Origin of the sequence: Actinophytocola sp., from assembly GCF_045807065.1 — a bacterium.
Lineage (GTDB): Bacteria > Actinomycetota > Actinomycetes > Mycobacteriales > Pseudonocardiaceae > Actinophytocola.
The window spans coordinates 1-15,133 of sequence record NZ_JBJMIE010000283.1 but is presented as its reverse complement, the minus strand read 5'-3'; the positions used below and the strand labels follow the sequence as shown (position 1 = coordinate 15,133).

The 15,133-nt window shown below is 70.4% G+C and carries 9 protein-coding genes and 2 pseudogenes; 5 read left to right on the top strand and 6 right to left on the bottom strand.

The genetic code is table 11. The annotated features are described in order from the left end of the window. Positions 1–535 (top strand): annotated as a pseudogene (locus tag ACJ73U_RS16470) (hypothetical protein); the annotation flags it as partial. 168 nt (positions 536–703) lie between these two features. Further along, positions 704–952: pseudogene (locus ACJ73U_RS16465) on the top strand (helix-turn-helix domain-containing protein); the annotation flags it as partial. Between the two features lie 26 nt (positions 953–978). Here the strand turns inward: ACJ73U_RS16465 and ACJ73U_RS16460 are convergent. Next, complete coding sequence (locus ACJ73U_RS16460) at positions 979–1,326, bottom strand: hypothetical protein (protein ID WP_407778502.1); 348 nt, start codon at positions 1,324–1,326, stop codon at positions 979–981. On the opposite strand from ACJ73U_RS16460, the gene ACJ73U_RS16455 reads away from it, so the two are divergent. Further along, on the top strand, positions 1,313–1,963 hold the full coding sequence (locus ACJ73U_RS16455; RefSeq protein ID WP_407778501.1) for a LuxR C-terminal-related transcriptional regulator: 651 nt from the start codon (positions 1,313–1,315) through the stop codon (positions 1,961–1,963). The genes ACJ73U_RS16460 and ACJ73U_RS16455 overlap by 14 nt on opposite strands. Here ACJ73U_RS16455 and ACJ73U_RS16450 read toward each other — a convergent pair. Continuing rightward, positions 1,947–3,272 (bottom strand): sensor histidine kinase, encoded by a 1,326-nt coding sequence (locus ACJ73U_RS16450; protein ID WP_407778500.1) that lies wholly within the window; start codon positions 3,270–3,272, stop codon positions 1,947–1,949. The genes ACJ73U_RS16455 and ACJ73U_RS16450 overlap by 17 nt on opposite strands. A gap of 73 nt (positions 3,273–3,345) precedes the next feature. On the opposite strand from ACJ73U_RS16450, the gene ACJ73U_RS16445 reads away from it, so the two are divergent. Together ACJ73U_RS16445 and ACJ73U_RS16440 are read left to right on the top strand one after the other, a co-directional pair. Next, positions 3,346–4,140 carry an ABC transporter ATP-binding protein gene (locus ACJ73U_RS16445; RefSeq protein ID WP_407778499.1) on the top strand — a complete coding sequence of 265 codons (795 nt, stop codon included), beginning with the start codon at positions 3,346–3,348 and terminating at the stop codon, positions 4,138–4,140. Then, positions 4,140–6,695 (top strand): FtsX-like permease family protein, encoded by a 2,556-nt coding sequence (locus tag ACJ73U_RS16440; protein WP_407778498.1) that lies wholly within the window; start codon positions 4,140–4,142, stop codon positions 6,693–6,695. Before ACJ73U_RS16445 ends, ACJ73U_RS16440 begins: the two co-directional genes overlap by 1 nt. Positions 6,696–6,713: 18 nt before the next feature. On the opposite strand, the gene ACJ73U_RS16435 is transcribed toward ACJ73U_RS16440, so the two are convergent. The 4 genes from ACJ73U_RS16435 to ACJ73U_RS16420 form a co-directional block, all read right to left on the bottom strand. Further along, positions 6,714–11,366: a condensation domain-containing protein gene (locus ACJ73U_RS16435; RefSeq protein ID WP_407778497.1), complete on the bottom strand. Its 4,653-nt coding sequence runs from the start codon at positions 11,364–11,366 to the stop codon at positions 6,714–6,716. Between the two features lie 16 nt (positions 11,367–11,382). After that, positions 11,383–14,667, bottom strand: a complete 3,285-nt coding sequence (locus ACJ73U_RS16430) for an amino acid adenylation domain-containing protein (protein WP_407778496.1) — start codon at positions 14,665–14,667, stop codon at positions 11,383–11,385. After that, positions 14,664–14,852, bottom strand: a complete 189-nt coding sequence (locus tag ACJ73U_RS16425) for an MbtH family protein (RefSeq protein WP_407778495.1) — start codon at positions 14,850–14,852, stop codon at positions 14,664–14,666. Before ACJ73U_RS16425 ends, ACJ73U_RS16430 begins: the two co-directional genes overlap by 4 nt. A gap of 24 nt (positions 14,853–14,876) precedes the next feature. Further along, positions 14,877–15,133: AMP-binding enzyme (locus tag ACJ73U_RS16420; RefSeq protein WP_407778494.1), on the bottom strand; the 257-nt coding region annotated here is incomplete at its 5' end.

Below are 15,133 nucleotides of genomic sequence, written 5' to 3'. Positions count from 1 at the left end.
GGACCGGCTCGCCCGGGTTGAGGCACGTCTTGCACTGATCAGGAAGGAGCGTTTGCTCCCTGTGCACGACGTCCGGGTGAAACAGGTCCCGCCGTTGCGAATATTCGAACTGAGCGCGATCGCACCCTCCTTCGAGACGGGCGCGATCGCGTCGATTTCCCGACTGCTGTTCGGACGGCTGCATGAGCGAATCGAGCGTACTGCTGGTGAACAGGTGATCGTATACTACGAGCCCTGCGTGGATAGGGTAGTCATACACGTGGGAATCCGGAACACCGAAGGGCTCACGCCGTCACGTGCGTCAGCAGGTGCGCTGGTGATGGTGGAACTGCCGGCGGCTGAGGTCGCGGTCCTGATTCACGAGGGCACCTTGGCTGGCGTCGACGCGGCGTGGCAGGAAGTCGCCATTTGGCTGGACGACAACAACCATTCAGCTCACGGTAACGCACGAGAAATCCATGCCGCCGGCCTGGCCGAGGACGAACAGCAGGTCACCGAACTTCAACAACCGATCAGTCGACACGACCACTGGTGACTGGCTAGCGCCACCGGAACGAGATTGAACCGCGTGCTGGCCGAGGAAACCCGGTCAGCGGTGCTGGGTCGACGGGGTGAAGGTGCCGCCGGGTGCGCGGTCGGTACTGGAGGAAATCGTGCGCCTGGCTGCACTGGCCCCCACCGCCACCCCGGCCCCGCCGGACCGATGCATAGCCAAGGTCCAACGGCGGGTAGCGGAGGCCTCGGAAGACCACACAGCGTCGAATCCCTGGCGGCCCACCCGGAACTGTCGCCGTCCCGCTTCAGCCACCTCTACATGAGTTCTACCGGCCGCATCCTGCGCCTACGCCGCGCGGCAAGGCTCCTCACTCGCACCGGCGTTTCGGTAGCGACAATCGCCACCACCGTCGGTTACGTCGACCAGTTCCACTTTAGCCGAGCCATCTGCCGGAAATTCGGTCAACCCCAAGCACCTACCGACTATGCGGCACAGCCTGAGGCGGGCCCAGCGTCGACGACGGCCATCGACAGCTCCAACGGGTCGAAGTGGATCAGAGACTCCGGCCACCAGGTCATGCTAGCCTGGGCGAGCCCGTCAAGGTCCACGTCCTTGTCTTCCTCCCACGCCGGACTGGCGTTGCCGCGCCCGACAATGTCGAAAGGCCGTCCGGCCAGTCCGGCACTGTCCAACGCGTGGCGGAGATCGGCGAGATCGGCGATATCGCCCGGAGCCAGTTCGTGGTCTTCCGGGTGGCGCGGGCCGATAGATTGAGAGCCGTCCGGGGCGGGCGAGACAGGACTGCGGCGGAGCACAATGCGCGTTGTCATCGGTGAGGACCAGTTCCTGCTCAGAGACGGGTTGGTGCGGTTGCTGGAGGCGCACGGTTTCGAGATCGCCGCGGCTGTCGATAGCGGGCCTGCGCTGCTCGAGGCCCTCCTGAGTGAGCGGCCGGACGTCGCGGTGGTGGACATCCGGTTGCCTCCCTCGTTCACCGACGAGGGGCTCCGTGCGGCCATCGAGGCGCGGCGGCGTGTCCGCGGGCTGCCTGTACTGGTGCTCTCGCAGTACGTGGAAAGATTGTATGCCAACGAATTACTCGCCGACGGCGCTGGCTCGGTTGGGTATCTGCTCAAGGACCGGGTGTTCGACGGAGAACAGTTTGTCGGCGCGGTCCGCCAGGTGGCGGGGGGTGGCACGGTGATGGACCCCGAGGTGGTGACCCGGCTGCTGACCCACAACACCCGCGACACCCAGCTCGAGAGCCTCACCGCACGAGAACGCGAGGTGCTCGGACTCATGGCTCAGGGCCGGTCGAACAGCAGCATCGCCGGCATGCTGATGGTGTCGGAAAAGGCCGTCTCCAAACACATCAACAGCATCCTGGCGAAACTGCAGCTGCCGCAGTCGGAGGACGACAACCGGCGCGTGCTGGCCGTGTTGACCTACCTCAAGCGGGAGCGCTGAGCTCGCACGGGATCTCGATCGACACCATGGTCGGGCCGCCGAGCGGGCTGAGGATCGTGATGAACCCGTCGAGCGCGGCGAGCCGGCGTTCGATACCCCGCAGGCCGGAGCCGTGGGAGGGGTCGGCGCCACCCCTGCCGTTGTCGCTGACCTGGATCACCAGCCTGCCGTCGTGGTGGCTGGCGTAGATCGACCCAGTCTGCGCGCCGGAGTGCTTCATCGCGTTGTTCAGCACCTCGGACACCGTGAAGTACGCCGCGGCTTCGACGGCGGGGGACGGTCGGCCGGGAATGTCCACGGACGTCTCCAGGCGCAGCGGGTTCTCCATGGCCAGCGTGCGAATCGCGTCGGCGAGCCCCCGGTCGACGAGGACGGGCGGCTGGATGCCGCGCACGAGGCTCCGGAGCTCCTGCAACGCCTTCGACGAGTTGTCCTTCGCCTCGGTGAGCAGCGACCGCGCCGCCTCGGGGTGTTCGGCGAGGACACGCATCGCCGCGTCGAGTGTCATCCCCATCGCGACCAGACGCGCCTGTGCGCCGTCGTGCAGGTTGCGCTCGATCCGCCGCAGCTCGCTCGCCTGGCCGCCCACCGCGTCGTCCCTGGTCTCGGTGAGGTGCTGCACACGGTGGGACAGACGGGTGGTCTCGGTTGGGGACAGCAGGGTAGCCGCGAGGCGCCCGTGCAGGCGCAGCATGGGCGGGGCGACCCAGAACGCGAGCGGCAACTGCGCGAGACCGAGGACAGCGGCGATCCACGCGGCCACCGGACCGTTCATGGGTATGAACCCGTACCAGTTGCCGAGCCACTCACCAAGCCCGATGGGCATCATCAGACCACGTATCCCGTTCAGAATCAGTCCTAGCGGCATGGCGGTGAGCAGGATGCCGATCATGCTGTCCACGAGCAGCCACAGCGCATCGCGCCAGTTCGCCTGGTCACCGAGCAGATGGTGAAGGTGGCGCAGCGGTGACCGGGAGACATCGTCGGCCGGCGGTGGACGGTAGGGCACGGGAATCTGCACACCGGACCACTTCCCCGCCAGCCTGCGCTGCACGTTCGCCAGCCGCTGCGTCCTCATCACCAGCGGTGGCAGCAGGAACACGCCCACTCCCAGCCCGATGAGCGAGCCCGCGATCGTCAGGAGGAAGAACAGCATCAGTCCGACGATGGCGATGCCGGCAAGGGCGATTCCCTGGAAGGTGGCCGCCACACCACCGCTCGCCACGAATCGATTGTCGTTCCGCACATATTGATTATGCGCGATCAAGCCGTCGTTATCGGTGGTGCTAGCACCACTAAGAATCGGCAACTCAGCACCATCGGAAACCCCCGCCGGTGACCCTAACCTCGTTGTCGGCAGTCGAAATACTTGGGGGAGCGGAATGTCTCAGCACCAGGACGCGACTGTAGTCGTGCAACTCCTGTCCTTGCGGAAGGTCTACGGCAAGCAGAGGACCAGGGTCGTCGCCCTCGACGGGGTGACCGCCGGTTTCGGCAGGGGCAGTTTCACCGCGGTGATGGGCCCGTCGGGCTCGGGCAAGAGCACCCTCCTGCATTGCGCTGCCGGTCTGGACCGCCCGACGTCCGGCGCGGTCATACTCGCCGGGCGGGACCTCGCCACCACGCGTGAGGCCGAACTGACCCGGCTCCGGCGCGACCGGATCGGCTTCGTGTTCCAGGCGTTCAACCTGTTGCCGTCGCTGAACGTCGAGCAGAACGTCACGCTGCCGCTGAAGCTGGCGGGACGGCGGGCGGACAAGGACCTGGTCCGGAGGGTGCTGAGCCAGGTCGGGCTCGGTGAGCGTCGCGGGCACCGTCCGGGTGAGCTTTCCGGCGGGCAGCAGCAGCGGGTGGCGATCGCCCGCGCTCTGGTGACCCGGCCGGAGGTCGTCTTCGCCGACGAACCGACGGGCTCGCTGGACACCGGTTCCGCGCGTGAGGTCCTCGTGCTGCTCCAGGAGGCGAAGAACCTCGCCGGGCAGACGATCGTGATGGTGACGCACGACCCGGTGGCCGCCTCCTACGCGGACCGGGTGCTGTTCCTCGCCGACGGGCGGGTGGTGGACGAGCTGCGACAGCCGACCTCCGGTGAGGTCGCTCGCCGGATGACCCAACTTGGCTCATGGGCCGAGCGGCCCGGCCCGGACGGGCTGAGGCAAGGGGCTGTGATGCGCTGATGTTAGGGATCGCGCTGCGCACCCTGCGGTACCGCGCGGGTGGTTTCGCCGCGACGTTCGTCGTGCTGGTCATCGGTGGCGCGGTGTTGCTCGCCTGCGGCGGGTTGATGGAAACGGGTATTCGGACGGAGATCCCGCCCCAGCGGCTCGCCGCGGCGCCGGTTGTCGTGGCCGGAGACCAGCGGTTCGACGGGATCTTCGAGGGCAAGCCGGGGACGGTCACCCTGCCGGAGCAGGTCCGGCTCGACGCCGGCATAGCGGACACGATCGGCCGGATCCCCGGCGTCGAGCGGGTGATCCCGGACGTCTCGTTCCCCGCGCAGATCATGGGCGACGACGGCGCGCGGTCGGTGCCCGGCACCCAACGGGGCCACAGCTGGGCATCCGCCGAGCTGGCGCCGTACCGGCTCAGCGAGGGCAACGCGCCGACACAGGACACGCAGGTCGTGCTCGACGACGCCACCGCAGCCCGGCTCGGCGCCCGTCCCGGGAGCGAGATCGAGATCGCCGTTCCCGGTGGCGCACGGACGTTCACGGTCACCGGCATCGCGACGACCGACCGGACCATGGCGACCGACGCGGTGTTCTTCGCGCCCGATGCGGCCGACGACCTCAGCAGGACGCCCGGCCTCGTCGACGCGTTCGGTGTCCTGCCGACGGCGGGAACCGACGTCACGGCGCTGAGCACGCGGATCGATGCCGCCGTCCAGGGCAAGCACGCCAGGACCTTCGTCGGCACCGACCGCGGGCGCGTCGAGTTCGGACAGGTCGTCAGGGACGGCGCGAAGCTCATCGTCCTCGGGGCGGTGTTCGGTGGCCTCGCGGTGCAGATCGTCGTGTTCATCGTGACGACCACGCTCGCCCTGGCGGTCCAGCAGCGGCGGCGCGAGCTCGCCATGCTCCGCGCGGTGGGCGCCTCCCCCCGGCAGGTCGGCCGCATGGTCAAGGGCGAGGCGAAGATCGTGGGAGCACTGGCCATGGCCGCATCGGTCATGCCGGGCGCCCTGCTCGGCGAGTGGCTCTTCGACCGGCTCACCGGGCTCGGCGTCGTCCCACCCGTGTTCACGTTCCACCAGGGATTCTTCCCGGCCGTCGCCGCGACCCTGATCGGGTTCTGCACCGCCTGGTGCGCCGCGATCTTCGTCGGGCTGCACGCGAGGCGGACCCGCCCGGTCGAAGCCATGCAGGAGACGCTCACACCCAGCCGTTGGCTCACCCCCGCCCGGCTGTGGCTGGGCGTCTCCTGCCTCCTCTGCGCCGTGCCGCTGGCCTGGGCCGCGCTCACTGTGCTGGACGGTCCGGTCGCGTCGAGTACGGCGGGGCCGGCGGTGATCTGCGTCGCGACCGCGATCGCGGTGTTCGGCCCCGGCCTCACCAGGATGATGAACGCCGTGCTCCGGCGCCCGGTGCGGGCGCTGACCGGGCTGTCCGGCTACCTCGCCACGGCCAACGCCAGGGCCCGGTGGCTGCCGATGGCCAGCGCCGTCACCCCCATCGTGCTCGCCACCAGCCTCGCGATCTTCATGCTCTACTACCAGGCCACCGAGACCGCGGCCGCGGAGAAGGCCTACACCGACTCGTTGACCACCGACGCCGTGGTCGAGGCGCCGGCTGGCGACGCGACCGGCGACCTGGTGACGCGGGTGCGGAAGCTGCCAGGAGTTGGCGCCGCGAGCGCCTTCGTGACCAGCAGTGGCTACCTGGAGCGGCCACCGCAGCCGAACCAGGACGACCATGGCGTGGCACTGAACGGCGTCTCCGCCGACGGGGCCGAGCTGATGTGGGGGCACGACGTCCTCACCGGAGACCTGTCCGGCCTGCGGGACAACACGATCGCACTGACCGAGGGCATCGCCAAGCCGCTCGGGCTGGCCGTCGGCGACGAGATCACCATGCGGCTCGGCGACGGCGCGGACGTCACCCTGCGGATCGTCGCGACGCTGCGGACCACGGAGTCCACCGCCGCGCTGCTGCCCGCGGACACGCTGGCACCGCATACCACCGAGGGCGGGGTCGACCGGATCCTCGTCTCCGCCGCACCCGGCACGAGTCCGAACGACCTGGAGGCGACGCTCGCCGGCTGGGTCGCCGGCCAGCCCGGACTGCGTGTCGTGGGCCGGGACGCCCTCGCGGAGGCGTTCCTCGCGGGGCAGGAGACCAACGCCTGGATCAACTACCTCCTGGTCGGCCTGTTCCTGGTGTACGCCGCCATCTCGATGGTCAACACGCTGGTCCTGGCTACCGCGCACCGCCGGCGGGAGTTCGGACTGCAGCGGCTCATCGGCTCGACCCGCGGCCAGATCATGCGGATGATGACCGTCGAGGCGCTGCTGATCGCCGTCATCGGGAGCGTGCTCGGGGCGCTGGCCGCCGTCACGATGCTGGTGCCGTTCAGCATGGCGGCGTCAGGCGGCCCGCTCCCGTCGGGACCCTGGTGGATCCTTCCGTCGGCCGTCGGAATGGCGGTCGTGCTGACCCTGGTGGCCACCTGGGTGCCCGCCTGGTCGACGATGCGTACTCGGCTGTCGGTCACGGCCCTGGCGCCAGAACAATGACGGGGGGAGCCGGCCCTCTCACGGGGCGTCGCGCAACGCGTCGATCGTTCGCCAGAGGGACCTCGGCGTCCGGAACGAGTCCATCACCTGGAACTCGTCGGAGAGGGTGATGCCGTAGGTCTGCTCGAGGTTGGCGAGCAGGCCCACCGTGCCGAACGAGTCCAACCCGACGTCGGTCAGCTGCAGGTCCGGCGTGATCTCCCCGTGGTAGGCCGCCGCGGCGAGCGTGTCGCGCAGCAGCTCCTCGAACCGGTCGTCCCACGGTCGTTCGTCATCGGCCGAGCCGTCGTCGGTGACGGGTGGCTCGGGCAGGCTCGCCACGTCGAGGACACCGTGACCGTCCATCGGCCACGTGTCCACCCGCACCAGGACGTCTGGGATGAGCGGCCGGGACAGCCTGCGCTGAACGAGGAAGACACGTACCTTGTCAGGCACGGGGACGGCGCCGGGGCTCGCCCTGACGTAACCGACGAGCCGGCTGCGGTCGTGTTCCGGGTCGGTCCGGGGCACCACGACACCGTCGAGAATCGACGGGTGCGCGCCGAGCAGTTCCCGGGTCCGGTGCAGCTCGAGGAGCTGACCGTCCCGGACCATGCTCGCGATCGGCCCGAGGTCTTTCAGTGTCCCCTCGATCGAGAACCGCGCGAGCCGCCCGGTGCGGTGTGGCGTCTCCCCACCGACGAACAGCTCCCCGACCACGCCGGCCGGGACCGGGCGCAGCTCGGCGTCCACGACGCGCACCCCCAGCCGGGTCACCGGGTCACCGTCGAACGCGATGTACCCGGGCACAGTGTCCGTCTCCAGGACGGAGATCACCCCGGGAACCGTGGCGGACAGGTGCGGATCGCCGCCGACGAGCACGGTGACCCCGTCGGGGGTGCCTGCCGCCAGCACCTGCTCGGCGACGAGTGGGGTCAGCCGGACGTGGGTCACCGCCCGTGCGGCGATGAGGTCGCTCACCTCGCCGACCACGTCCGGCAGTGCCGAGGCGGTGATGACGACGGTGCCACCGGAGCAGAGTGGGGTGAAGAGCTCGGTCAGGGCGGCCGTGTCGGTCAGCGGGGCCGCGCACAGCCAGGAGGCGGCCGACCTACCGAGCACGTCGCGCAGGTCGTCGACCGCGGTCGCCAGGGCACGGTGGGAGAAGGTCACACCGCCGGGCGTCATCCAGGCCGGATCGTCCGGGCTCGGCGGGGTTCCTGGCGTCGGTCGTGCCGCGGTGGCCGACGGCCGCAGGTCGCCGGTGAACACGATCGGCAGGTTGTCGACGTCCGCGACTCCGGCCGCCGTGGCGGCGACCACGGCCGACACCCGCTCGGTCCCGCCGCCGGCCCACGGCCTGCAGGCCGCGCCGGCGCGCCAGACGCCGATGATGGCGGCCACCGTGGCCGGGTCCCGCTGCGGTGCGACGGCGACCACACTGCCCCGACCGGCGCCGCAGTCCCGCAACCGGGTCGCGATCGCCGCTGCCCAGGCGTCGAGCTGCCGGTACGACAACGACGTCGCGGCATCGCGCACCGCGGGCTCCGCAGGGCGGTCACCGGTGAGCCGTGTGAAGGACTCCAGGACCGTGACCGGGTTCCGCGTGGCGCCGGCCCGCTGCTTCGCCCGCTCGGCCGCGGGAAGGCACGGTCGGGTCGCATCCCCGTCCGGGCCGAGGGACATCTCCTCGAGCACCGTCCGGTAAAGGGCCTCCAGGAGGCCAGCCGCTTTGCGGCTCAGGCAGTGGTTGGTGGTGTTGAACTTCAGGAACCCGGTCATGGTGAAGACGTGCAACGCGAACTCGTTGTCGTTGTCGTTGAGCGTCTGGTCCTCGTCGACCATGTCCTGGTCGACCTGGTGGAAGTCGAGGTAGTTGAAGAACGCCTCCAGCAGCCTGCCCCGGTGGGCGAACTCCTGCTGGATGGCCTGCATCGGGTAGACCCGGTGCGGCCACATCTCGGTCAGCGAGTCGTAGACCGCCCGGACCAGGTCACCCCAGGTGCGTGCGCCCCGCGGCATCGCGAACGGCACGGTGTTGAGGTACATCCCGAACACGTGCTCGGCGCCCGCGACCTCCGGCCTGGCGTCGCAGACCAGCCCGGTGAAGAAGTCCTCCCTCGCGGTGATCATGCTCATCACCTTCAGGTGCGCGGCGAGCAGCACGGCCTTCATGGAGGTGCGCGTCCGGTGGGCGAGCCTGCGTAGGTCGTCGTCGATGTCGCGGAAGTACACCAGGTGCTGGTACCGCTCGCGCGGGACCTCCGGCCCGTCCCGCCACGCCTCGGGCGGCACCGCGTCGGCCCGCCCTGTCACGACCGCGTGCCAGAAGGCACGGTCCTCTTCGGACCGCCGGGCCGCCGCCTCGGCCGCGATGTAGTCGGCGTACCGCAGGGCGACGGGCTCGGGCTCGGCGGGCATGCGGCCGGCCCGGAGTTCTTGGTAGCCGGTGAGGATCTCCATCAGCATCGAGTGGAAGCTCCACCCCTCGAGGATGGGGTGGCACTCGGTGATCGTGACGAACCACCCCGTCGTGCCGTCCGCGATGTGGGCGTGCACCCGGACCAGCGGCGCGCGCGCCAGGTCCATTGGCGAGCGGCGCTCGGCGGCCGCGTACTCCCGCAGGACGGGCGGCCAGCCGTCCGGTCCCAGCGTCCCGTGGTCGGTCACCCCGACGGTGATCGCCGCCCGCTCGTGCACCAGCTGCAGCGGCACCGAGTAGGTGGTGAGGTCGAAGGTGGTCCGCAGCACCTCGTGCCGGTCCACCACCCGCTGTACGGCCGCCTGCAACACCGCGGGTTCGAGTCCGTCGGGGTCGCGGATCAGGTAGGACGTGCTGTCCTGGTAGGTGTTCACGTCCGGGCGGGCCTTCAGCTCGGCGATCATGCCGAGCTGCATCGCGGCCAGCGGGTAGGCGTCGACGACACCGTCCGGGAGAGCGGCCCGGTCCGCCGCGCTGATGAGCGCGAACGGGGCGACCACGGCCGGCGCCTGGTCATCGGGCCGGTCCTGCCCGCCGAACGCCTCGGCCAGCTCCTCGATCGTCTGGTAGGCGAAGATGTCGGTGGCGGAGATGTCCAGGCCGTCCGCGCGGAACCGGCCGGCGAGCGCCACGGCACGCAGCGAGTCGCCGCCGACGTCGAAGAAGTTGTCCCACACCTCGATGTCGTCGAAGCCCAGCACCTCGCACCAGACCTGGCGGATCCGTTCGACGAGGTGGTCGCCGGCGCCGGTGTGGGTCGTGGGCGCCGCGACCGGGGCCACCCGCGCGGTGCGCGTTGGGCCACCGACGCGGTGGCAGATCGAGGAAAGCGGCTCGCCGGGCGCGCGGACCACCGCATCGAGCAGAGCCACCCAGCACGCCGCCCACGCCCGCGCCGTCTCGTCGTCGATCACCGCGGTGGCGTACTCCAGGCGGGCGTGGAACTGGTCGTCGGTGCTCTCCTCGACGTGCAGGGTCAGGTCGAACTTGGCGGCGGGGATGTCGGTGATGGCCGCCTGCTCCACCAGGAGTCCGGGGAACCGGAACGGGGTCTCCTCGACGCGCTCCATGTCGAAGGCCGCCTGGAACAGGGGGTTCGCCGAGGTGACGCGCGCTGGGCGCACTTCGTCGACCACCCATTTGAACGGTGCGCCGCGGTGGTCCATCGCGTCCAGCACCCGGGCCCTGACCTGGTCGAGCAGATCCGCGAAGGTGCCACCGTCCGCCAGCTGCGACCGGATGACGACGGTGTTCACCAGGTAGCCGACGAGGTCGTCGAGCTCCGGCCGGGTCCGCGCGGACATCGGCACACCCACGGTCACGTCGGCGCTGTCCGAGAGGTGCCCGAGCATGGCGTGGTAGACCGCGAGCAGCAGCATGTAGGGCGAGGCCCGGTGGGCGGAGGCCAGCGCGCGGAGGACCTCGGCGGTCTCCGGCGAGATGGTGATGTCGACCGCGCCGTCCCGCCAGTCCTGCCTCGGCGGCCGTGGCCGGTCCAGTGGCAGCGGCAGCTCCGGCGCGCTGTCGAGCGCACCGCGCCAGTAGTCCAGCTGCGGTCGCAACCTGCCGTCGTCGCGGCCGGCGAGTTCCCACGCGGCGAAGTCGGCATACTGGACCTCCACCTCCGCCAGTGGCGCCGTGCCGCCTTCGACGCGCTCGACGTACAGCGCGGACAGTTCGGTCCCGATCCGGCGGAACGACATGTCGTCGCAGGCGATGTGGTGGATGACCACCACCATCAGCGCGAGTTCCGGGCCTGCCTTGATCAGGCTGACCTGGACCGGCCGGCGCCTGGTCAGGTCGATCGGCCTACTGCGTTCCCAGGCGGCGATCTCCCATGCCCGCTTCTCCCGCTGTGTCTCCTCGTGCTCGGCGAGGTCCACGACGCGCAGGTCGAACCGGCCCGGCGGGTCGATGACCTGCGCGGGCTCCCCGTCACGCAGGACGTAACGGGTCCGAAGGATCTCGTGCCGGTCGACGACCCGCTCCCACGCCCACCGCATCGCCTCGCTGTCCAGCCGGCCGGACAGGCGCAGCGTCCACGTCATCAGGTAGGCGGGACTGGCCGGCGCGAAACTGTGCAGCAGCCACATCTGCTGCTGGCCGACCGACAGCGGCAGCTCCGGCCGGTTGCGATCCGCCCTGCCGATCCCGCGCCGGGCCTGGGCCGCGGCCCTGAGCCGGTTCTGGATCGCCGCTTCCAGTGACATCGGGACTTGTTCTCCTCTACTGGGCAGGCACGGCTGCGTCGATCTGCGCGCGGACGAGCCGTTCGACCTCGTCGGCCAGGCCGGCCGCGGTGGGGCGGTCGAAGAACGCGCGCATGGACACCTCGACGTCGAAGGTGTTCTGGACCTGCCAGAGCAGGCGTGCCGCGAGCAGGGAGTTGCCGCCGCGGGTCATGATGTCCTCGTCCACGCCGATGTCCTGCTGCTTGAGCAGGTCACGGATGTACCCCAGCAGCACCTCCTGGTGCGGGGACAGTGCCTGCTCGGGGTCCGCGGCGCCGACCGCGAGGTCCGGGTCGGCGGCGAACCGCTCGGCGAGCACCCGCAGCCTGGCCGCGAGATCCGTCGCGGAGTCCTCGTCGAAGTGCGCCAACGCGTATTCGATCGCGCCGCCGTAGCCGCCGTCCGCGTTCGGCCACAGGGTAAGCGAAAGGCTCGTCCTGGCCACCCGCCACGCCTCGCCGAGCAGGTCGAGGTCTCGCTTGCGCCGTCGCTGGCCGATCAGCTCGTCGCCGGACATGGTGAAGAACGTCTGGTACAGCGGCGTTTTCGCCGCGTCGTGGGGCGCGTCGACCGCGTTCGCGACCGCGTCGAACGGCATGGCGTGCACGGTGACGGCATCCCGCGAGTCCTGCTCGACCGCGGCCAGCGCATCGGCGAACGACAGCGCCCGGTCCAGCCGGGCGCGGACGACCGCGGTGTCGATGAACAACCCGACCAGGTCGTGCAGTTCCGGGCGGTGCCGCCAGGAATACGGCGACCCGATCCCGAAGTCCCACTGGCCGCTCAACCGGGCAACCAGCACCGACCACAGTGTCAGGAAGACCACGTGCGGCGAGGCGCCCGCGGCGCGGCCTGTCGCGAGTAACCGCTCGACTGCCGCCGCGGGGAGGTCCACCTCGACCGCGCCGCCGTCGATGCTGCGCACGTCGCTCTCGCGGATGATCGGCAGTTCGAGCACCGGCAGGTCGGCGAGTGCCGAGCGCCAGTACTCGAGCCCCTCGGCGAGCACGTCGTCGGTGAACTGTGCGCGCTGCCACGCGACGGCGTCGGCATACCGCAGCGGCAGCGCCGGGAGGTCCGGCGCGCGGTCGGCCAGGGTCGCGTCGACCAGCTCGCGCAGTTCCGTCTCCATGATCCGGGCCGACCAGCCGTCGCAGACGATGTGGTGGCATACCAACAGGAGCAGCTGCTCCGGGCCACCGTCGCGGACGAGCACGGTACGCAGCAACGGCGCCGTGCCGAGGTCGAACCCCTCGGCCAGTTCGTTCGCCACGATCTTGGCGACCAGCGCCGGGCTGGTGTCGACGGTCCGTATCGGGACCGCGACGGCCGGCTCGGTGACGGCGGCCAGTCCCTTGGCGTCCATGACGTAGCTCGTGCGCAGCACGTCGTGGCGCGTCATGAGGGACGCGAGTGCCGTCTCGACCACGTCCGCGGGCACCCCGGCCGGCAACCAGACCAGCAGGGGCTGTACGTACTCCGGGCTGCCCGGGTCCATCCGGTCGAGTACCCAGAAGCGTTCCTGCGCGAACGAAAGCGGAACGCGTGCGGCGGCGGGCAGAGCGTCGATCGGCTGGGCCTGTCGCGCCGTGCGCAGCAGCTGTGCCTGGCCTCCCGCTGTCGTGGTGAAGTGCAGTTCGCGGAAGTCGAGCCTGAGCCCGGAGGTCTCGGTGAGCACGGCGGAGAGCCGGGTCATCAGCAGCGAGTGGCCGCCGAGGCGGAAGAAGTCGTCGTCAAGGCCGACCTCGTCGATGCCGAGCACCTGCCGCCAGGCGTCCAGCACGATGCGTTCCTCCGAAGACAGCACTGCTAGTTCCGCCACGGATACCGCCGCGTCCGTCGCCACCGGCCATTCCGGGTCGGGCAGGGCCTTGCGGTCGGTCTTGCCGCTGGCCGTCCTGGGGAGCGCGGCCACGCTCGTGACGACCGCGGGGACCATGGTGGTCGGCAGCCGGTCGCGCAGCCAGGCGTCCAGGCCCCCGGTCTCGCCGACCACCCAGGCCGCGAGCCGCTTGGTGCCGCGCGGGTCCTCGACCGCCTTGACCACCGCCTCGACCACACCGGGATGGCTCTCCAGCGCGGCCTCGACCTCGCCAGGTTCGATCCGCACGCCATTGAGCTTCACCTGTGCGTCGGCGCGGCCGACGAAGTCCAGCATGCCGTCAGGACGGGTCCGTACGAGGTCGCCGGTACGGTACATGCGCGTCCCCGGTGGGCCGTCGGGGTCGGGCACGAACCGCTCGGCCGTCCGCGCCGGGTCAGCGTGGTAGCCGCGGGCGACGCCAGCACCGGCGGCACAGAGTTCACGAACGGTCTCGTCGTCAGTGTCTTCGGGCGGCAGCAGGACACACCGCGTGTTGTCGATCGGTGTGCCGATCGGGACCGGGCCCGACCACTGGGCCGGGTCGAACCGGGTGGCCAGCACGTCGATGGCGCACTCGGTGGGGCCGTAGGTGTTGATGATCTCCACGTCGACCCGCGCGAGGATCTCGTGGCACAGCTCGGCGTGCAGTGGCTCGCCCGCCGAACAGACCAACCGCAGGCTGGTGCAGGCGTGCAGACCCGGCTCGGCGGCCAGGAGCCGCAGCATCGACGGCACGACCTGCACGACCGTGACCTGTTGCTCGCGCAGCGACGCGACGAGCTCGCCGGAGTCCCGGCCCGCGCCGGGCCGTCCGAAGACCACCGGGGCGCCGCACACCAGCGGCGCCATGATCTCCCAGCCTGCCGCGTCGAACGTCAGCGGTGTCTTCTGCAGCACCCGGTCGGCGCTGGACAGCTCCAGCGCACGTACCCCCCACGACACCCGGTTGGCGATGCCCTCGTGCTCGACGACGACACCCTTGGGCGTGCCGGTGGAACCCGATGTGAAGATCATGTACGCGGCCTGGTTCGCCGCGGCCGGCGCGGCCGGCGCCCACTGTGGATCCCCGGCGAGCCCGGCGATGTCGTCATCTGTGAGCACGACCTCGGCGCCGGCCAGGTCGAGCATCGTGCGTACCCGGCCGGCCGGGGCGAGCGGATCCAGCGGGAGGTAACAGCCGCCGGCCAGCCAGATACCCAGCAGGGTGGCCACGAGGTCCGGGCCCGGCGTGAGCATCACCCCGACGATCGACTCCCGGCCGACCCCGCGAGCGGTGAGCGCGTGCCCGACGCGACGTGCCGATGCCGTCAGCTCCCGGTAGGTGACCACGTTGCGGCCGGAGAGCACCGCCGGTGCGTCGGGGTGTTCGCGGGCCCGGTCCAGGAACAGCCGCGGTAGCAACGGAATCGCGCTCATCCCTGGCCTCGCGCGGACAGCGGCCGTAGGTCGGTCCACACCTGTGCGATGTGAGCGAGGCAGGCCGGCTTCGAGCCGGTGAACCCGTCCGCGAACCAGCCGTGCGGTGGCTCGCGGTGCGCGTCCCAGATCGAGTACTGCTCCTCGTGGTTGCGCACCACCTGGTACGCGGCCGTCTCACTCATCGGTTCCTCGCTCTCACAACAGCCTCACACCAGTTCCCGCAACGCGCGCGTGTCGAGTTTCCCGTTGGCCGTCAGCGGGATCTCGTCGACGAGGACGACTTCCGCGGGCACCATGTGATCGGGAAGCTCGGTGGCCAGGTCGGCCGGATCGACGGTCATGCCGTCGGGGGGGCGGACGAACGCGACCAGACGAACGGGCCGAGGTGGCCGTTCGCAGGCGAGCACCGCCACCTCGACGACCTCGGACCGCCGCCGGAAGGCGGCCTCGACCTCGGCCGGTT